The sequence below is a fragment of the Falsirhodobacter halotolerans genome (assembly GCF_022899245.1).
GTDB lineage: Bacteria > Pseudomonadota > Alphaproteobacteria > Rhodobacterales > Rhodobacteraceae > Falsirhodobacter > Falsirhodobacter halotolerans.
Genome location: NZ_JALJAZ010000001.1, coordinates 580,143 through 597,317, shown reverse-complemented (window position 1 = coordinate 597,317; position 17,175 = coordinate 580,143). Strand labels below are relative to the sequence as shown.

Sequence of the window (17,175 nt, the reverse complement as noted above, 5' to 3'; positions counted from 1 at the left end):
ACCGGTTTCGTTTCGCGCTAACATGGCCCGCATGTCCCTTTGGTCCCGCATCACCGCCGCCCTGGCCGCCTTGGCGTCGGGCGAACCTTTGTCCGAGGTGTTCGCCCGCCTGCGCACACCGCCCGAACGGTCCGTGGCCTTTACCATCGCCGTGATCGGTCTGGGGGCGAAGATGGCCAAGGCCGACGGTGTGGTGACCCGCAACGAGGTGGCCGCCTTCCGCCGCGTCTTCGCCATCCCACCCGAGGAGGAGGGGCACGCGGCGCATGTCTTCAACCTCGCCCGTCAGGATGTGGCCGGATACGACGCCTATGCCCGCAAGATCGCCGGGATGTTCGCGCGCGACCATGCCATGCTGATCGACGTGATGGAGGGGCTGTTCCAGATCGCGACCGCCGATGGCAGCTATGCCGACGAGGAGGATACGTTCCTGCGCACGGTGGCCGAGATTTTCGGCCTGTCGGATCGGTGTTTCCGCGTGCTGCGCACCCGCTATGCCGGGGCGCAGTGCTGCGATCCCTATGACATTCTGGGGGTGGATGCCGACGCGCCTATCGCCGCCATCCGCGCCGCGTGGCGGCAGGCGGTGCGCGACAATCATCCCGACCGGCTGATCGCGCGCGGTGTTCCCGAAGAGGCGGTGCAGCTGGCGCAGAAGCGGCTGGTGGACATCAACCGCGCCTGGGCCGAGATCACCGCCAAGCAGGCCGCATGAAAAAGGCCGCCCCGAAGGGCGGCCCGTCGATCCCGAGGGACCCGATCAGTTGCAGTTCTGACCCGGAATGGCGCAGGACCCGCCACCGGCCAGCGCGCCGATCAGTGCGCCTTGCGTCTTGCTGCCCTTGGTCGCATCCGCCACCAGCGCACCGGCGGCTGCGCCGCCCAGCGTGCGGATCGCCGCGTTGTTGATCGGCTGGTTGCCGCGCGGGGCCTGGGTTGCACCGTAATAGGTGCCATACTGATTGCCCGCATAGGGGTCGGAGCACCCTGCCACGGCCACCGTTGCCAGAACGGCCGCAACCGTCATGAATTTCATTTTCGCCATTGCTCGGCTCCTCGTTATTCCGTGGATGGAACATAGACAAAACGCGTCGCCAGAAAAGACGCAATCGCGTGCAGGGACACGCATTCGGCAAAACTTGGCCGGAACCGGTCACGAATGTTTCAGTCGTCCCAGTCGTCGTCGGGCGTGACTGGCGGGGCATCAGGGGCGAATACGGCCGGAAACGCCGCTTCGGCCCGGGCCGCGTCGATGCGCAGAAGCGCTTCGTAATCCTGGGGGTCGAACGGATCCTCGGCTGGCACAACCTCGCGCCCGAACAGCCAAGACAGGCGACCGGCGTCCAGATTGCCACGCTCGAACGGCTCTTCGCCGAAATGGGCCCACAGGGCGGCCATGAACGCCTCATCGGCGGCACGGTCCACGTTCTTGCGATCCCGGAAACGCTCGCGCCGGATGATCTTGGTGGGTCCCTCTTTCGAGGCACGACGGATGGTGAATTGGTGATCGGTTCCCGTCAGACGGCCGGGAAACCCGCGATGTTTGATCATGGTCGGGCAACGGGGCGGACCGTCATGGCCCGCCCCCATCACATTACTTGTATTTGCCGGTGTAGGTCGGCTCGGTCGTGACCGGGGTCGGCTCGACGACGACGACTTCTTCACGCTTGGGGGCGCAAGCGGCGGCGAAAGCGACAACGCAAAGGGCGAGGGTCACGCGGGCGGTGTTGGTCATGGTTCGTCTCCTTAAGATCGGGGCAAGGGGACTATCCCCGTTCCTCCGCGGCGCGGAATATAGCCCGGCCTGACCGAATGGTAGTGCAAGGTTTCACGAATGCACACTGAAATGTGAGGCTCGGCGATCTATCGCTGTGAATTTTTCCAGTTCGGGTTGATCCACGGGTCCACGTCGGCAGGCATGACGGGAATCTGGCCCAGAATGTGATCCGCCGCCTTTTCCCCGACCATGATCGAGGGCGCGTTCAGGTTGCCGTTGGTGATGCGCGGAAAGACCGAACTGTCGGCCACGCGCAGCCCGTCAATGCCGATCACCCGGCATTCGGGATCGACCACGGCCATGGGATCGTCGGCCCGACCCATCCGCGCCGTCCCGCAGGGGTGATAGGCGGATTCGGCGTGCTCGCGGATGAAGGCGTCGATTTCGGCATCGGTCTGCACCCGCGGGCCCGGCTGGATCTCGTGCTTCACATGCGGGGCCATCGCGGGCTGGCCGAATATCTCGCGCGTCAGGCGTATGGCGGCGCGGAACTCGGCCCAGTCGTCGTGATGGGACATGTAGTTGAAGCGGATCAGCGGGTCCGCCGCCGGATCGGTGGAGGCGAGCGTCACCGCCCCCCGCGATTTCGACCGCATCGGCCCGACATGAACCTGAAAGCCATGCCCCTCCGCCGCGACCTTGCCGTCATACCGGACGGCCAGCGGCAGGAAGTGATACTGGATGTCGGGATATTCGTTCCCCGCCGCCGACCGGATGAAGCCGCAAGCCTCGAACTGGTTCGACGCGCCAAGGCCCGTATGCAGCGCGGCCCATTGCAGCGCCACCCGCGCCTTGCCCGGGATGTTCCAATGCCGGAACAACGTATTCGGCTGAAGCGCCGCGAACTGCATGTAGATTTCCAGATGGTCCTGAAGATTGGCCCCCACGCCGGGACGATCGGCGACGACGGGAATGCCATGTTCGGCCAGATGTTCGGAATTCCCAATCCCCGACAGCATCAGAAGTTTCGGCGTGTTGATCGAGGACGCGGAAAGGATGACCTCCTTTTTCGCGCGGATCACCTCGCTCCGGCCCTTGCGGGCCACCTCCACCCCCGTGGCGCGGATGCCGTCCATCACCACGCGGCGGGCGAGCGCACGCACCAGTTTCACGCGGCCGGTCCGAAGCGCGGGGCGCAGATAGGCGTTGGCGGCGGACCAGCGTCTCCCCCGCCAGATCGTCGCCTCCATCGGGCCGAAGCCTTCCTGCTGCTTGCCGTTGTAATCCTGGGTCAGGGGATAGCCCGCCTGCCCGCCCGCCGCGATGAAGGCATCGAACAGCGGGTTGCGCCGGGGCCCGCGCGTGACGTGCAGCGGGCCGTTCGCGCCGCGCCAGGCGCTGCCATCGGGCATCGGCCCGTGCCAATGCTCCATCCGCCGGAAATAAGGGAGAACCTCGGCATAGGACCACCCCTCGGCCCCCGCCTCGGCCCAATGGTCGAAATCGCGCGCGTGGCCACGGACATAGACCATGCCGTTGATCGAGGATGACCCGCCGATGACCTTGCCGCGCGGGGTCACCAGACGGCGGCCGTCCAGATGCGGCTCGGGCTGTGAACTGAAGCCCCAGTCATACCGCGGCATGTTCATCGGGAAGGACAGCGCCCCCGGCATCTGGATGAACGGCCCCCAGTCCGAACCGCCATGTTCGATGACCGTGACGGTCCGCCCCGCCTGCGCCAGACGGTAGGCCAGGGCGCAGCCTGCGGAACCTGCGCCGACGATGACGTAATCAGTAAGGTGCATCGACCGGCCCCATACCCACATAGACGGATTTCAACTGCGTGTAGTGCTCGATGGCCGCCTTGCCGTTCTCGCGCCCCACACCCGACAGCTTCACCCCCCCGAACGAGGATTCGACCGGCGTCAGGTTGTAGGCGTTGATCCAGACCGTTCCCGCCTGCAGACGCGCCACGACCCGGTGGGCGCGGGTGATGTCGGCGGTGAAGACGCCCGCCGCCAGACCGAACTCGGTCGCGTTGGCGCGGGCGATGACCTCTTCTTCGATGTCGAAATCCAGAACGGCCATGACGGGGCCGAACACCTCCTCGCAGGCCAGCGTCATGGTGTCGGTCACATCGGCAAACACGGTGGGCTGGACGAACAGACCCTCGGACCCGCCGCCGGTGACCAGACGCGCGCCTTCGGCCTTGGCGCGGGCGACATAGGCGGTGACCTTCTCATGCTGCGCCGCGCTGACCAAGGGGCCCATCTGCGTGGCGGGATCGGTCGGATCGCCCATCACGATCGCCTCCGCCCGCGCCTTCAGGCGGGAGAGGAAGTCCTCCTTCACATCGCGGTGCACGAAGACGCGGGTGCCGTTGGAGCAGATCTGCCCCGAGGAGTAGAAATTCCCCAGCATCGCCGCCCCGACCGCGCTGTCGAGATCGGCATCGGCAAAGACGATCAGTGGGGATTTTCCGCCCAACTCCATCGTCACATGGCGGATGCCCTCGGCCGCGGCGGCATAGACCTTGCGCCCTGTGGGGACCGATCCGGTCAGCGACACTTTCGCCACCCGGGGGTCCGTCACAAGCGCGGCCCCCACCGCGCCCATGCCCTGCACCACGTTGAAGATCCCGGCGGGGGCGCCGGCCTCCATCAGGATATCGGCCAGTTTCAGCGCGCCGAGGGGGGTGGTTTCCGACGGTTTGAACACCATCGCATTGCCCATCGCCAGGGCGGGCGCGGCCTTCCAGCAGGCGATCTGGCTGGGATAGTTCCACGCGCCGATGCCCACGCAGACGCCCAGCGGTTCGCGGATGGAATAGGCGAAGTCGGGGCCCAAGGGCACCGTCTCCCCCGTCACCGAAGGTGCAAGGCCCGCGTAATATTCCAGCGCGTCGGCGCCCGAGGGCCAGTCGGCCACCTCGGTTTCCTGAATGGGTTTGCCGGTGTCCAGCGTTTCCAGCAGTGACAGGTCGGCGTTGCGGTCGCGGATGATGTCGGAGGCGCGGCGCAGGATCCGCGCCCGTTCCACCGGCCGCAGCGCCGCCCATGCCACCTGCGCGCGGGCGGCGGAGGCCAAGGCCCGGTCGATGATCGCGGGCGTCGCCTCATGCAATCGGGCGATGGTGTCCCCGGTCGCGGGGTTCAGGACGGCCAGCGGCGCGCCCGCCGCATCTTCCACATACGCGCCGTCGATGAAGTGGCTGGCTTGGGGTTGGGTGCGCATCACGCCCCTCCTTTCAGGTCGGATTCAATGAAATGGCGCACCATGTTGACGCTGGCGGCGGGGTCGGGGATAACGTCGCGCAACGCATGACGCAGATAGACGCCATCGATCAGGGCCCCCGCCCCGGCCGCAATTGCCGATGCCCGCGCCCCCGCCTTTGTCCGCAGACACGCGACGAGGTTCGAATGCAACCGCCGCCGATAGATGACCAGAAGGCGCTGCGCCTCGGGCACGCGCTGGGCGAAGACATAGAAGTTCAGCCAGGCACCGATGATCTCGGGCCGGAAATGATCGGGCGCGAAGGAGGAGGTCAGAATGGCGTCGAGCCGCGCCTCGGGCGTGGGGGCGGCGGCCAGCGCTTCGCGCACCTGCACCCCATAGGCGACCAGGATCGCCCGCATCGCCGCCAGAAACAACGCCTCCTTGCCGCCGAAATAGTGATGCGCCAAGGCCGCCGACACGCCCGCACGGCGCGCAATCTGCCCCACCGTCACATCCAACGTCCCGGTTTGGCCGATTTCTTCGATACACGCCTTGATAAGGGCGGCGCGACGGATAGGCTCCATCCCGACTTTCGGCATCCGGATCCCCCGATCTTGCGCTGAATTTGCCAATTCCGGCCTCTAACGTATCTTTATTGACTGATCAATCAACCATCCACCGCCAAGGGAGCGCCTCATGACGCCATTGAAAACCACACTCCTCGCCACCGCCGCCGCAGTGACCTTCGCCTCTCCGGCGTTGGCGCAGTCGGCCTGCACGCAGGTCACGATGTCGGATGTGGGTTGGACGGACATCACCGCCACGACCTCGCTGACCCGTCAGATCCTCGAAGCGCTGGGCTATGACGTGGATGTGGACGTGATCGGCGTGCCGGTCACCTTCGCGTCGCTGGAATCGGGCGATATCGACGTGTTCCTTGGCAATTGGATGCCGTCGCAGCAAAGCGCGATCGGACCTTACCTCGACTCCGGCGCGATCGAGACGCTGGCCGCGAACCTGGAGGGGACGAAATACAATCTGGTCGTGCCGAACTACCTCGCCGAACAGGGGCTGAAGACCTATGCCGACCTTGCGGATTTCGCGGACGAGCTGAACAACACGATCTATGGCATCGAGCCGGGGAACGAGGCCAACGAATACCTGATCGGCCTGACCCAGCCGGGCGGCGAGCTGGAGGGTTGGAACGTCGTCCAATCTTCGGAACAGGGGATGCTGGCGCAGGTCGCACGCTTCTATCCGCGCGAGGAGCCGGTGGTCTTTCTGGGCTGGGCGCCCCATCCGATGAACGCAAGCTTCGACCTGACCTATCTGGAGGGGGGCGAGGACTTCTTCGGCGGTGAGGGTGTGGTGAACACCGTCACCCGCAAGGGCTTTGCCGCCGAATGCCCCAATGTCGCGACCTTCCTGACGCAGCAGAAGTTCACCCTGCCGATGGAGAACGAGATGATGGGCCTGATCCTGAATGACGGGATGACGCCGGACGACGCCGTCAAGTCCTGGGTTCAGGACAATCCCGGCGCCATCGACACCTGGCTGACGGATGTGACGACCGTGGACGGGGCCGATGGCCTGCCGGTCGTGAAGAAAGCTCTTGGCCTGTAAGGCCCTTTGGGCCCCGCAGCACCCTGCGGGGCCGCCGAAACATAGCGAAGGACGCTGAATGCTGGACCTGCTGACCGATCACAAGATACCCGTCGGACGATGGGCGAAACAGGCTTTCGATTGGCTGAACGCCAACGGGGGCGTCGTGTTCTCGTTCATTTCGGACGTCATGGGGGGGCTGATCGACGGCGTCCTGTTCGTGCTTCAGGGGGCGCATCCCCTGATCGTCGTCGCGGCGATGGTGGGCCTGACCTATGTGATCCAGCGCACTTGGAAGACCTGTCTTCTGGTGCTGGCGGGGCTGTTGTTCATCCTGAACCAGGGATATTGGGATCCGACGATGGAAAGCCTGTCGCTGATCCTGATCGCCTGTGCGACCTGCATGGTCATCGGGGTGCCCATCGGCATCGCGGCCGCCCACCGGCCCCGCCTGCAGCGGGCGATCACCCCGCTTCTGGACCTGATGCAGACGCTGCCGACCTTCGTCTATCTGATCCCGGCGATCGTGTTCTTCGGCCTGGGCATGGTGCCGGGCCTGTTGGCCACCGTCATCTTCGTGTTGCCCGCCCCGATCCGGCTGACGGCCCTCGGCATCGGCTCCACCCCGCCCGCCCTTCTGGAGGCGGCGGACAGCTTCGGGGCCACGGGTCGCCAGCGGTTGTGGAAGGTGGAACTGCCTTACGCCCTGCCCCAGATCATGGCGGGGCTGACGCAGGCCATCATGCTGTCGCTGTCGATGGTGGTCATCGCGGCGCTTGTGGGGGCGAACGGTCTGGGCGTGCCGGTGGTGCGGGCGCTGAACACGGTGAACACCTCGCTCGGGTTCGAATCGGGCTTCATCATCGTCGTCGTGGCGATCATCCTTGACCGTATGCTGAAGGTGACCCGCACATGACGTCCGTGATTTTCGACAAGGTGTCCATCGTCTTCGGCGACGCCCCCGCCAAGGCCCTGCCGCTGATGGATCAGGGCGCGTCCCGGGACGAGGTGAAGACCGCCACCGGCCAGACGCTGGGCGTCCACGACTGTTCCCTGACCGTGGAGGAGGGCGAGATCGTCGTTCTGATGGGCCTGTCGGGGTCGGGGAAATCGACCCTGCTGCGCGGGGTGAACGGGCTGAACCCCGTGGTGCGCGGCGATATCGCGATCAACGACGGCACGCAGATGGTGTCGGTCACCCAAGCCCGCGATGCCGAGCTGCGCCGCCTGCGCCGCCGTCGCGTGGCGATGGTGTTCCAGGGCTTCGGCCTGCTGCCCTGGCGGTCGGTGCGCGAGAATGTGGGTCTGGGGCTGGAACTGGACGGCGTGGGCCGCGCCGAACGCCGCCAGCGGGTCGACGCTCAGCTGGATCTGGTGGGTCTGTCGGAATGGGGCGATTACAAGGTTTCCGAACTGTCCGGCGGGATGCGCCAACGCGTGGGCCTGGCCCGCGCCTTCGTGACCGAAGCGCCGATCCTGCTGATGGACGAGCCGTTCTCGGCGCTTGACCCCTTGATCCGCAGCCGGTTGCAGGACGAACTTCTGGACCTGCAATCCAAACTGAAGCGCACGATCATCTTCGTCAGCCACGATCTGGACGAGGCGTTCAAGATCGGCAACCGCATCGCCCTGATGGAAGGCGGGCGGGTCGTGCAATGCGGCACCGCCCGCGACATCATCGCCAATCCCGCCTCGGATTACGTGGCGGAGTTCGTGGCGCATATGAACCCGCTGTCGGTTCTGCGGGCGCGCGACGTGATGGAGGCGGGGACGTCACCGGCCCCGGCTGTCGGCGCGGAAACCCCGGTGAAAGAGGTGATGGAGCGTCTGCGCGACGGGGCGACCGAACTGTCGGTGACCGAAGGCGGGCAGCCGGTCGGCGTGATCCGCGCGCAGGGCGTGATGGGCAAGCTGCTGAACCCGCGCCTGTGAAAAAGGGGGCGCGAGGCCCCCTTACTCTTCTGTCTTGGTCGTCTTCTTGGCGGCGGGCTTCTTCGCCGCCGGCTTCTTGGCCGCCGCCTTTTTTGCGGGGGCCTTCGCCGTCTTGGCGGTGGTCGTCTTGGGGGTGGTCGTCTTGGCGGCGGCCTTCTTCGGCGCGGCCTTCTTCTTGCCGCCCTTCGCCGCCTTCTCGTTCACCAGAACCACCGCCTCCTCGAAGGTGACGGCTTCCGGCTCCATGTCCTTGGGCAGGGTCGCGAACACCTTCTCCCATTTGACATAGGGGCCGTAGCGTCCGGCCATCACGCTCATCGCGCCGCCATCGGGGTGATCGCCCAGCACCTTCAACGGTTCCGCCGCCGCGCGCTGGCCGCGCACCACCTTGGAAGCCAGAACCTCCACCGCGCGGTTCATGCCGATCTCGAACACCTCGTCCACGTCGGGCAGGTTGGCGTATTTGGTGCCATGCTTGACGTAGGGGCCGAAGCGCCCGATCCCCGCCTCGACCAGCACACCATCCTCGGGGTGCGGGCCGATGGGGCGCGGAAGATCCAGGAGGCGCAGGGCCTTTTCAAGGTCCATGCTGCCGGGCGACCAGCCTTTGGGCAGGCTGGCGCGCGGGGGCTTGGGCTGGTCCTCGGTCGCGTCGCCGCGCTGGACATAAGGCCCGAAGCGGCCCGTCTTCAGCCAGACCGGCAGACCGGCGGGATCCTCGCCCAGCACACGCTCGCCCACCGCCTCCTCATCCCCCGCGACCGAGATCGGGCGCGTGTAGCGGCATTCGGGATAGTTTCCGCAGCCGATGAACGCCCCACCCCCGCGCGAGGTTTTCAGGTGCAGCCGTCCCGCGTGGCACACGGGGCATTCACGCGGATCCGATCCGTCGGCGCGGGCGGGATAAAGATGCGGCGCAAGGAAGTCGTCGATGGTCGTCAGAACCTCGCCGATCCGCAGCTCCGACGTGTCGGCGATGGCGGCGGAGAAATCGCGCCAGAAGCGGGCCAGAACGTCCTTGTAGTTGCGATCCCCGGCGGACACGTCATCCAGCTCCGCCTCAAGATCGGCGGTGAAATCGTATTCGACATAGCGCTTGAAATAATTGGTGAGGAAGGCCGTCACCAGCCGCCCCTTGTCCTCGGGGAACAGGCGGTTCTTGTCCTTGCGGACGTAATCGCGGTCCTGGATCGTCGTCAGCACGGAGGCATAGGTGGACGGACGCCCGATCCCCAACTCCTCCATCCGCTTGACCAGCGTCGCTTCGGTGTAACGCGGCGGGGGCTGGGTGAAATGCTGCTCCGGCGTCACACCCTGCTTCTTGGCCGGCTCGCCCTGCATGATCTGCGGCAGGCGGCCGTCATCCTCGCCATCGTCGTCGCGGCCTTCCTCATAGATCGCGAGGAATCCGTCGAACATCACCACCTGCCCCGTGGCGCGCAGGGTGACCTGGCCGTCGGCACTGCCGACATCGACCGTGGTGCGTTCCAGGCGGGCGGCGGACATCTGGCTGGCCAGAGTGCGTTTCCAGATCAGGTCATAGAGCTTGCGCTGATCCGGCTCCAGCCGCAGGCTGTCGGGAGAGGCCGACATCTCGGTCGGGCGGATGCATTCATGCGCTTCCTGGGCGTTCTTGGCCTTGTTCTTGTACATGCGCGGACTGTCGGGCACGTAATCCGCGCCGAAGCGGCGCTTGATCTCGTCTCGCGCGGCCATCACCGCCTCGGGGGCCATGTCGATGCCGTCGGTCCGCATATAGGTGATGTGCCCCGCCTCATACAGACGTTGGGCGGTGGACATGCAGACCTTGGCGCCCATGCCGAACTTGCGGCTGGCTTCCTGCTGCAGGGTGGAGGTCATGAAGGGCGCGGAGGGGTTGCGGGAGGCGGGCTTGGCCTCCACCGATTGCACGGTCAGATCGCGCGACGTCACCGCCTGCACCGCCAGTTCCGCCGCCTCGGCGGTGGCGATGTCGTAGCGGTCCAGCTTCTTGCCGCCCAGCACGGTCAGGCGCGCCTCGAACTCGGCCCCGCGCGGGGTGACGAGTTGGGCCTTCACGCTCCAGTATTCACGGGCGCGGAAGGCCTCGATCTCCATCTCCCGCTCCACGATCAGGCGCAGGCATACGGACTGGACCCGACCGGCGGATTTCGCGCCGGGCAGCTTGCGCCACAGGACGGGCGACAGGTTGAACCCCACCAGATAATCCAGCGCGCGGCGGGCCAGATACGCCTCCACCAGCGGGGCGTCGATGTCGCGCGGCTTGGCCATCGCCTCTTGCACGGCGGCCTTGGTGATGGCGTTGAAGGTCACGCGGCGCACCGTCTTGCCCTTTTTCAGGGATGAGGCCAGCGCCTCCTGCAGGTGCCACGAGATCGCCTCCCCCTCGCGATCGGGGTCGGTGGCAAGGATCAGGGTGTCGTCGGTCTTCAGCGCCTCGGCGATCGCCCGGACATGCTTCTTGCTGTCGGCCGCCACCTCCCACAACATGGCGAAATCATGGTCGGTATCGACCGATCCGTTTTTCGGCGGCAGGTCGCGCACATGGCCATAGGAGGCCAGAACCGTGTAATCGGACCCGAGATATTTGTTGATCGTCTTGGCCTTGGCCGGAGATTCAACGACGACGACAGCCATGCACATTTCCCTTCAGCAGCGGGGCTAGATGTGGGGGATCGCCCGTGTTTGTCAATCGGGAACCCGGACCAGCATCCCGCCCGCCTGCCGTTCGACCCGGCCGTCCAGCTCCAGCATCAGGATTTCGGCGGCGACATCGGCGGGGGGGCGGCCCAGGTCCCGGATCAACTGATCCTCGGCCACGGGGGCAGGGCCGAGGAGGTCGAGAAGCGTGGGCGCAGGGGCCGCCGGGGGCAACGCAGGCGCCGGGGGCGGGGCGGATCGGCGCGCGGCGACCACGGGGCGGACCGGGGTCGGGCGAACCGTCCCCACCCCGTCCAGCACGTCGGCCACGCGGGTCACCAGCGTTGCGCCGTCACGGATCAGCTGGTTGCACCCCGCCGCCCGCGCATCGAACGGATGGCCGGGCACGGCATAGACCTCCCGTCCCTGCTCCAGCGCCATCTTCGCGGTGATCAGGCTGCCCGACCGGGCCGCCGCCTCCACCACCACCACCCCGCGCGACAGGCCCGACACGATGCGGTTGCGCAGGGGGAAATGCCGCGCCTGCGGCTCCGTCCCCGGCGGCTGTTCGGTCAGAAGGCAGCCCTTGATGGCGATGGAGGTGGCAAGGCCAGTGTTTTCGGCCGGATAGATCACGTCGATCCCGCCCGCCATGACGGCGACCGTGCCGCCCTCCAGCGCGCTGGCATGGGCGGCGGTGTCGATCCCGCGCGCCAGCCCCGACACGACGACATGCCCCGCATCGGCCAGCCCGAAGGCCAGCGTCCGCGCCATCCGCACCCCAAGGCTGGAGGCGTTGCGCGCGCCCACCAGCGCGATGGCGGGCCGGGCCAGCAGGTCCACCCGCCCCATCGCCCACAGGACGGGCGGCGCATCGGGCAGCGCGGCCAGCGCGGGCGGATAGCGCGGATCGCCCCAGCCGATCGCCACGGCCCCCGCCGCCGCGCCCTGCCGCAGCTCCGCCTCCACCACGCCGGGGGGGCAAGTCTCATACGCCTCCACCCCCGAGGCGCGGGCAAGATCGGGCAGCGCGCGCAGCGCCGCGCGGGCGGACCCATGCTCCTCCACCAGCCGATGGAAGGTGACGGCCCCCACGCGGCGGGACCGGATCAGGCGCAGGGTGTCGTGGATATCGTCCATCCGCCTGTCATCCGGCAGAATGGTTAACGCGCGCTTAACTTGCACCGGGCGGCAAAACGCGGGACAGGAGGGGGCAAAGCAGGGGTGGGGCATGGACGGCATACGGATCGAAGGCGCGGATTACGCCGTGCAGGATGTGCCGATCCTGACGGGGATCGACCTGCATCTGACCGAACGGCGTATCGGCATCCTCGGGCGCAACGGGTCGGGGAAATCGACCCTCTTGCGGCTGATAGCCGGGCTGATCGCGCCCACCGCCGGGCACGTGACGGTGGACGGGGCGGACCCCACCGACCGCCGCGCCGCGCTGCGCGCCCTGGGCATCCTGTTCCAGAACCCCGATCACCAGATCATCTTCCCCACGGTGGAGGAGGAGCTGGCTTTCGGCCTGCGGCAGATGGGCCACCCCGCGCGCGAGGCGGAGGCGCAGGTGCGCGCCGTCCTGACGGCCGAGGGGCGCACCGCGTGGGCGGGCCGTCTGGTCCACACCCTGTCGCACGGGCAAAAGCAGTATCTGTGCCTGCTGGCGATCCTGATGATGGGGCCGCGCACGATCCTGCTGGACGAACCCTTCGCCGCGCTGGACCTGCCCAGCCGGATCGCGCTGCGCCGCCGTCTGGCCGCCCTGCCCCAGCGCCTGATCACCATCACCCACGACCCCGAGGCGGTGATGGAGTGCGACCGCGTCCTGTGGCTTGAAGGCGGGCGCATTCAGGACGACGGCCCGCCCGCGCGCCTTCTGCCCGCATTCGTCGCCCGGATGGAGCATCTGGCCGGGGACGCGCTGTGATCGCCCTGACCTGGCCCCACCCCACGCCGCTGCACCGCCTGCGCGCGGGGCCGAAGCTGCTGGTGCTGCTGCTGTTTACCGCCGCTGTCATGATGATCGACCGGCCGGCGGTGCTGATGGGGGGCCTTGCGGTCACCCTCGCGCTTTACGCCCTGTGCGGGGGGCGGTTCCTGCGGGGGGGGCTGCGGGTGCTGCGGCCCGTCCTGCCACTGTTGGCCGTGATCCTGCTGTGGCACCTGTGGCTGGGCGCGGCGCAGGCGGGGGCGGTGATGGTGCTGCGCTTTGCCACGGCGATCCTTGCCGCGAACCTTGTGACGATGACCTCGCGGTTGGATGCGCTGACCGGCGTTCTGGCCTGGGTGGCGGCCCCGCTGCGGCATCTGGGCCTGCCGCCCGCCACGCTGGCCATGGCCGTGGCGCTGATGATCCGCACCGTGCCCGTGACGGCGGACCGCCATGCCCGCCTGGCGGATGCGTGGCGCGCGCGGGCGGCGGGCACGCCCCGCTGGCGGGTGGTGACGCCCACCCTTCTGGGCGCGCTGGACGATTCCGAACGTCTGGCCGAGGCCTTGCGCGCGCGGGGCGGTCTGTCATAACCCCTTCGTGATACGGCCACGGGGGATGACGATGGAACGGACCTTGACGATGACGGCGCTGTTCGCCGCCCTGATCGCGGTGCTGGCGACGGTGCCGCAGATCCACCTGCCGTTCGGCGTGCCGATCACCATGCAGACGCTGGGCGTCATGCTGTGCGGCGCGGTTCTGGGCGCGAAACGCGGGGCGCTGGCGGTTCTTCTCTATCTGGTCGTGGGCGCGCTGGGCCTGCCGATCTTTGCCGGGGGGCGCGGGGGCCTTGCGCCCTTTGTCGGGCCGTCGGCGGGATTCCTGATCGGATATCCGGTGGGGGCCTTCGTGATCGGGCTGATCCTTGCGCATTGGCGCGCGCATGTGGGGGCGGTGACCTTCGCCGCCTCGGTCACGGGCGGGATCGGCGTCGTCTATGTGTTCGGGATCACCGGGTTCTGGCTGCTGGCGCCTTCGGCCACGACATGGTGGGGGGCGGCGGGCATCATGGCCGTCTTCCTGCCGGGCGATCTGGTGAAGGCGGCCTTGGCGGCGCTGATCGTGCAGGCCCTGGCCAAGGCACGGCCGACCGCACTTTTGTCGCGGGGATAAGGCAAAGGCCGGGCATCGCGCCCGGCCTTCATCGTTCAGTGGGCCAGCATCTCGTCCAGGATGCCCTGCGCGTCCAGATCGGCGGGATAATAGGTCGGCCAGTTCACGATCTCGTCCAGCAGGACGTCGCGGTCATCGCCCCAATAAAGGTGGTAGTGGTGCGACACCTGCGGCGCGATGATGTGGTCCGAGAACTGGATGAACTCCGGTGCGCCGTCGTCCCCTTCGGTCTTGCGGAAGACATAGCGCACGCCGCGGTTGCCCTTGGCATAGGTCAGGATCTCGTACCCATCATCGGCATAGGTGCCGGTGACCGTCTGGTCGCCTTCGGTGAACGAGACGCGGTCGCCGGCGATCGTGATGTGATCCACGTCGGTGCGGTAGCCGGTTTCGTAATAGGCGCGGTATTCCTCGGCCGCCTTGTCGCCGTGTTCGGCCTTGTGCTCCATCACCGGATCCAGCGTGCCGTCCATGAGATAGGGATAGACCGACTGCCATTCCCCCTCCCAATCGGAAAGATCGCGGCCTTGCACCTCGGCATCTTCGAAATAGCCGGTGGCGGCGGTCTTTTCCGGTTCGGAATGCGCGTGGTCATGGTCATGATCGTGGGAATGATCATGTGTGCCATGGGCATGGGCGGCGGTGCCAAGGGCCAGCGCGGCGGTCAGCGCAAGCGCAGAAAGGGGGAACGACATGAACTCTCTCTCGTTATGTTATCTTATAACTATTTTTAGATAGCGTCGTTTTTCCATGGCGGCAACCCCCAATGAAAAAGGCCCCCGAGGGGGCCTTCGATCATTCCTTGGCGCGGATGCGTTGCATCAGGGGAAGAACCTCGGCCATGTCCGGCCCGTGCGCCTGCCCCGTCAGGGCCTTGCGCAGCGGCATGAACAGCCCCTTGCCCTTGCGGCCCGTGGCCTCCTTGACCTTGGCGGTCCATTCGCCCCACGTCTCGCGCGTGTGGGGGGCGGGGGGCAGAAGGGTCAGCGCCTCGGCCACGAAGTCGGCGTCCTCCGGCTCGATCAGCGGGTCGGCGCCGTCGCGGAACAGGGTCCACCACCCCTCCAGATCGTCCAGAACGGTGATGTTGTCGCGGGCCACCTGCCAGAAGGGTTCGGCCATGCCATCCGGCACGCCCAAAGCGGCGATGCGGGCGCGCACCGCATCGAAGGGCCGCGCCTGCACCCATTGCTTGGTCAGCGGGAACAGATCCTCGGCGTCGAACTTCGTCGGGGCCGCGCCGAAGCTGCCGATGTCGAAGCCCGCGACCAGATCGTCCAAGCTGTCCACAACCTCGATCGGTTTGGACGATCCCAGACGCGCCATCATCGACAAAAGCGCCATCGGCTCCACCCCCCGCGCGCGCAGATCGCGCAGCGACAGGGTGCCCAGACGTTTCGACAGCGCCTCGCCCTGCGGGCCGGTCAGCAGCGAATGATGCGCGAAATCGGGGGGCGTGCCGCCCATCGCCTGCATGATCTGGATCTGCGTTGCGGTGTTGGTGACGTGGTCCGCCCCCCGCACGATGAAGGTCACCCCCATGTCGATGTCATCGACCGAGGAAGCGAAGGTATAGAGCACCTGCCCGTCCTGACGGATCAGCACCGGATCGGACACCGACGCGGCGTCGATCGACACGGGGCCGAGGATGCCGTCCGTCCACTCGATCCGCTCCTGATCCAGTTGGAACCGCCAGTAGCCGCCGCGTTCTTCGCGCAATTTCGCCTTTTCGTCATCCGACAGCTTCAACGCGGCGCGGTCATAGACCGGCGGGCGGCCCATGTTCAGAAGCTTCTTGCGCTTCAGGTCCAGTTCGGTGGGCGACTCGAAGCATTCGTAGAACCGTCCCGACGCACGCAACTGGGTCGCCGCCTCAGCATAACGCTCCAGTCGCGCGGACTGACGCTCCTCGCGGTCCCAGGTCAGGCCCAGCCATTCCAGGTCTTCCTTCAGCGCGTCGACATATTCCTGTTTTGAGCGTTCCTGATCCGTGTCGTCCAGCCGCAGGATGAACGTGCCGCCCTGCTTGCGGGCGATCATCCAGTTCATCAGCGCGGTGCGCAGGTTGCCCACATGGATGTAACCTGTGGGGGACGGGGCGAAACGGGTGACGACGGTCATGGCAATACCTCCGGGGGATGGCCGGACCTGTTTCACAGAAGCCTCGCCTTGTCCATATCGCGCCCATTTTCGCCAAAGGGGATGGACCCGTTTGCCCGGCCCGCGTAGCCTTCGGCCAAACAAGAACGAGAGCAGCATGTCCCCCGATCTTCAAAACGCCGCGCCGTCCGCGCGGGAATGGCGCGACCGTATCCTGTCGCAACCCGAACTGGTGCTGGAGGATGCCGACGTGATGCGCGCGCTTCTGAAGGCGGGCGACACGCAGCGCGGATCGAACGTGGTGGACCTGCGCGGCTTGGCGATGGACCGGCTGGAGACGGAGCTGGACGCGCTGCAGGACACGCACCGCCACGTCATCGCCGCCGCCTATGAAAACGTGGCAGGCACGGCGCAGATCCACCGCGCGATCCTGCAACTTCTGGACCCGCCGTCGTTCCCCGCCCTGCTGATGACGCTGGAACACGACCTGCGCAACACGCTGCGCGTGGACACCGTCCGTCTGGTTCTGGAGACGGTGGAGGACGAACCCGACCCCGCGCTGGACAAGTTCGACGGCGTTCTGTGCACGGTGCCCGGGGGCTTCATCGCCGATTATGCGGGGCGCGAGGGGCCGGTGGTCCTGCGCCCGGCGGCGGGCGGGGTCGAGACGATCTATGGCGATCGCACGAAATGGATCGGGTCCGAGGCGCTGTTGCGTCTGGATCTGGGCCCCGGACGGCTGCCGGGGATGCTGGCCTTGGGCGCGGGCCCGGCGGATCAGTTCACGCCCGCACAGGGGACCGACCTTCTGGGCTTCTTCACGGGCGTGTTCCAACGGATCATGCGCCGCTGGCTTTCGTGA

Annotated in this window: 18 protein-coding genes; 8 read left to right on the top strand and 10 right to left on the bottom strand. The window is 67.0% G+C overall.

Going from position 1 to position 17,175, the window contains the following annotated elements:
- The first annotated feature begins 31 nt into the window (after window positions 1-31).
- On the top strand, window positions 32-715 hold the full coding sequence (locus tag MU449_RS03265) for a molecular chaperone DjiA (protein WP_244736583.1): 684 nt from the start codon (window positions 32-34) through the stop codon (window positions 713-715).
- 45 nt (window positions 716-760) lie between these two features.
- Here MU449_RS03265 and MU449_RS03260 read toward each other — a convergent pair whose 3' ends face one another.
- The 6 genes from MU449_RS03260 to betI form a co-directional block, all read right to left on the bottom strand.
- The gene (locus tag MU449_RS03260; RefSeq protein WP_244736582.1) at window positions 761-1,027 is read right to left on the bottom strand and encodes a hypothetical protein; all 267 of its coding nucleotides are present in this window, start codon (window positions 1,025-1,027) and stop codon (window positions 761-763) included.
- 137 nt (window positions 1,028-1,164) lie between these two features.
- On the bottom strand, window positions 1,165-1,551 hold the full coding sequence (locus tag MU449_RS03255) for a hypothetical protein (protein ID WP_244736581.1): 387 nt from the start codon (window positions 1,549-1,551) through the stop codon (window positions 1,165-1,167).
- Window positions 1,552-1,594: 43 nt separating this feature from the next.
- Window positions 1,595-1,735 (bottom strand): hypothetical protein, encoded by a 141-nt coding sequence (locus MU449_RS03250; protein ID WP_244736580.1) that lies wholly within the window; start codon window positions 1,733-1,735, stop codon window positions 1,595-1,597.
- 128 nt (window positions 1,736-1,863) lie between these two features.
- Window positions 1,864-3,522 carry a choline dehydrogenase gene (gene betA / locus MU449_RS03245; RefSeq protein ID WP_244736579.1) on the bottom strand — a complete coding sequence of 553 codons (1,659 nt, stop codon included), beginning with the start codon at window positions 3,520-3,522 and terminating at the stop codon, window positions 1,864-1,866.
- On the bottom strand, window positions 3,509-4,951 hold the full coding sequence (gene betB, locus MU449_RS03240) for a betaine-aldehyde dehydrogenase (protein ID WP_244736578.1): 1,443 nt from the start codon (window positions 4,949-4,951) through the stop codon (window positions 3,509-3,511). The genes betA and betB overlap by 14 nt, the downstream gene beginning before the upstream one ends.
- Window positions 4,951-5,532: a transcriptional regulator BetI gene (betI, locus tag MU449_RS03235; protein WP_244736577.1), complete on the bottom strand. Its 582-nt coding sequence runs from the start codon at window positions 5,530-5,532 to the stop codon at window positions 4,951-4,953. The genes betB and betI overlap by 1 nt, the downstream gene beginning before the upstream one ends.
- A 97-nt stretch (window positions 5,533-5,629) precedes the next feature.
- Here betI and choX point away from each other — a divergent pair, with 97 nt between their 5' ends.
- The 3 genes from choX to choV are packed head-to-tail and all read left to right on the top strand — an operon-like array spanning window position 5,630 to window position 8,467.
- A complete protein-coding gene (gene choX, locus MU449_RS03230) occupies window positions 5,630-6,556 on the top strand; it encodes a choline ABC transporter substrate-binding protein (protein WP_244736576.1) in 927 nt (308 codons plus the stop codon).
- Between the two features lie 58 nt (window positions 6,557-6,614).
- On the top strand, window positions 6,615-7,451 hold the full coding sequence (choW, locus tag MU449_RS03225) for a choline ABC transporter permease subunit (RefSeq protein WP_244736575.1): 837 nt from the start codon (window positions 6,615-6,617) through the stop codon (window positions 7,449-7,451).
- Entirely contained in the window at window positions 7,448-8,467 is a 1,020-nt protein-coding gene (gene choV, locus MU449_RS03220) for a choline ABC transporter ATP-binding protein (protein ID WP_244736574.1), read from the top strand. The genes choW and choV overlap by 4 nt, the downstream gene beginning before the upstream one ends.
- Before the next feature lie 21 nt (window positions 8,468-8,488).
- On the opposite strand, the gene topA is transcribed toward choV, so the two are convergent.
- Window positions 8,489-11,104, bottom strand: coding sequence for a type I DNA topoisomerase (gene topA / locus MU449_RS03215; RefSeq protein WP_244736573.1), 2,616 nt, complete (start codon window positions 11,102-11,104; stop codon window positions 8,489-8,491).
- Window positions 11,105-11,155: 51 nt separating this feature from the next.
- On the bottom strand, window positions 11,156-12,247 hold the full coding sequence (gene dprA / locus MU449_RS03210) for a DNA-processing protein DprA (protein ID WP_244736572.1): 1,092 nt from the start codon (window positions 12,245-12,247) through the stop codon (window positions 11,156-11,158).
- 91 nt (window positions 12,248-12,338) lie between these two features.
- On the opposite strand from dprA, the gene MU449_RS03205 reads away from it, so the two are divergent.
- The 3 genes from MU449_RS03205 to MU449_RS03195 are packed head-to-tail and all read left to right on the top strand — an operon-like array spanning window position 12,339 to window position 14,213.
- A complete protein-coding gene (locus MU449_RS03205; protein WP_244736571.1) occupies window positions 12,339-13,037 on the top strand; it encodes an energy-coupling factor ABC transporter ATP-binding protein in 699 nt (232 codons plus the stop codon).
- Window positions 13,034-13,633: an energy-coupling factor transporter transmembrane component T family protein gene (locus tag MU449_RS03200; RefSeq protein ID WP_244736570.1), complete on the top strand. Its 600-nt coding sequence runs from the start codon at window positions 13,034-13,036 to the stop codon at window positions 13,631-13,633. Before MU449_RS03205 ends, MU449_RS03200 begins: the two co-directional genes overlap by 4 nt.
- Window positions 13,634-13,664: 31 nt before the next feature.
- Window positions 13,665-14,213: a biotin transporter BioY gene (locus tag MU449_RS03195; protein ID WP_244736569.1), complete on the top strand. Its 549-nt coding sequence runs from the start codon at window positions 13,665-13,667 to the stop codon at window positions 14,211-14,213.
- Window positions 14,214-14,248: 35 nt separating this feature from the next.
- Here the strand turns inward: MU449_RS03195 and MU449_RS03190 are convergent, their stop codons facing one another.
- Window positions 14,249-14,908 (bottom strand): metal-binding protein ZinT, encoded by a 660-nt coding sequence (locus MU449_RS03190; RefSeq protein WP_244736568.1) that lies wholly within the window; start codon window positions 14,906-14,908, stop codon window positions 14,249-14,251.
- Window positions 14,909-15,008: 100 nt separating this feature from the next.
- Window positions 15,009-16,334 (bottom strand): glutamate--tRNA ligase, encoded by a 1,326-nt coding sequence (gene gltX / locus MU449_RS03185; RefSeq protein WP_244736567.1) that lies wholly within the window; start codon window positions 16,332-16,334, stop codon window positions 15,009-15,011.
- Window positions 16,335-16,470: 136 nt separating this feature from the next.
- On the opposite strand from gltX, the gene MU449_RS03180 reads away from it, so the two are divergent.
- A complete protein-coding gene (locus MU449_RS03180) occupies window positions 16,471-17,175 on the top strand; it encodes a DUF484 family protein (protein WP_244736566.1) in 705 nt (234 codons plus the stop codon).

Coding starts and splice junctions, on each gene's coding strand:
- MU449_RS03205 (WP_244736571.1), top strand. CDS start 12,339: ATGGACGGCATACGGATCGAAGGCGCGGATTACGCCGTGCAGGATGTG.
- betB (WP_244736578.1), bottom strand. CDS start 4,951: ATGCGCACCCAACCCCAAGCCAGCCACTTCATCGACGGCGCGTATGTG.
- MU449_RS03265 (WP_244736583.1), top strand. CDS start 32: ATGTCCCTTTGGTCCCGCATCACCGCCGCCCTGGCCGCCTTGGCGTCG.
- choW (WP_244736575.1), top strand. CDS start 6,615: ATGCTGGACCTGCTGACCGATCACAAGATACCCGTCGGACGATGGGCG.
- MU449_RS03180 (WP_244736566.1), top strand. CDS start 16,471: ATGTCCCCCGATCTTCAAAACGCCGCGCCGTCCGCGCGGGAATGGCGC.
- betA (WP_244736579.1), bottom strand. CDS start 3,522: ATGCACCTTACTGATTACGTCATCGTCGGCGCAGGTTCCGCAGGCTGC.
- choV (WP_244736574.1), top strand. CDS start 7,448: ATGACGTCCGTGATTTTCGACAAGGTGTCCATCGTCTTCGGCGACGCC.
- MU449_RS03190 (WP_244736568.1), bottom strand. CDS start 14,908: ATGTCGTTCCCCCTTTCTGCGCTTGCGCTGACCGCCGCGCTGGCCCTT.
- choX (WP_244736576.1), top strand. CDS start 5,630: ATGACGCCATTGAAAACCACACTCCTCGCCACCGCCGCCGCAGTGACC.
- dprA (WP_244736572.1), bottom strand. CDS start 12,247: ATGGACGATATCCACGACACCCTGCGCCTGATCCGGTCCCGCCGCGTG.
- topA (WP_244736573.1), bottom strand. CDS start 11,104: ATGGCTGTCGTCGTCGTTGAATCTCCGGCCAAGGCCAAGACGATCAAC.
- MU449_RS03260 (WP_244736582.1), bottom strand. CDS start 1,027: ATGACGGTTGCGGCCGTTCTGGCAACGGTGGCCGTGGCAGGGTGCTCC.
- MU449_RS03250 (WP_244736580.1), bottom strand. CDS start 1,735: ATGACCAACACCGCCCGCGTGACCCTCGCCCTTTGCGTTGTCGCTTTC.
- MU449_RS03195 (WP_244736569.1), top strand. CDS start 13,665: ATGGAACGGACCTTGACGATGACGGCGCTGTTCGCCGCCCTGATCGCG.
- gltX (WP_244736567.1), bottom strand. CDS start 16,334: ATGACCGTCGTCACCCGTTTCGCCCCGTCCCCCACAGGTTACATCCAT.
- MU449_RS03255 (WP_244736581.1), bottom strand. CDS start 1,551: ATGATCAAACATCGCGGGTTTCCCGGCCGTCTGACGGGAACCGATCAC.
- betI (WP_244736577.1), bottom strand. CDS start 5,532: ATGCCGAAAGTCGGGATGGAGCCTATCCGTCGCGCCGCCCTTATCAAG.